The following is a 706-nucleotide window of genomic DNA, read 5'->3' on the forward strand; positions in this document are numbered from 1 at the left end:
CGCTGCAACGCCACCAGCGGCGTGTGGCCGATGGCATCCTCGATGGTGGGGTAGCGGCGCGGGGCGCCGGAGGTTGCTTCCACCAGCCCGGATACCGGCCAACGTGGTGATCGGCTCGATGCGGTCGGGTCGGTTGTGGCGTCCATGCACCATCGGGGAAGGCGGTGAGGACATCCTTGTCGGGTTCGTGTTTTCATGAAAAAGCCTCTCATGCGCGCCGCCGCGGCCGCCGTTGCCGACGTCCTGGCGCGGGTGCCGGGCGTCACGATCAGCCGCAACGGCGGGCCGGGCACGACGACCAACGTCTTCCTGCGCGGCGCCGAGGGGCGCTTCACCGCGGTGTTCATCGACGGGGTGCGCATCGATTCGCAATCCACCGGCGGGGCGACCTGGAACGCGATTCCGCTGTCGCAGGTGGAGCGCATCGAGGTGCTGCGCGGCCCGGCCGCCGCGATCTATGGCTCGGACGCGCTGGCGGGGGTCGTGCAGATCTTCACGCGCGAGGGCGAGGGAGGATTCTTTCCGTCGGTGCGTGCGGGATGGGGCAGCGACGCCACGCGCACGCTCGGGGTGGCGCTGCGCGGCGGTGCCGCGGAGGTGGACTACGCGTTCGGGGTTGGCACGGAGCGCAGCGACGGCTTCAACGCCCACCTGCAGGGCAATCCGGACCGTGACGGCTATCGCAACGAGAACCTCTCCGGCCGCC

At 70.5% G+C, this 706-nt stretch carries 1 protein-coding gene; it reads left to right on the forward strand.

Annotated features, from left to right (window positions below; all coding sequences use genetic code 11):
* Nucleotides 1-195: 195 nt before the first annotated feature.
* On the forward strand, nt 196-706 hold a 511-nt coding region (locus ACK4TH_RS12620), incomplete at its 3' end, for a TonB-dependent receptor (RefSeq protein WP_409626944.1).

Origin of the sequence: Tepidimonas sp., assembly GCF_046292505.1 — a bacterium.
GTDB lineage: Bacteria > Pseudomonadota > Gammaproteobacteria > Burkholderiales > Burkholderiaceae_C > Tepidimonas.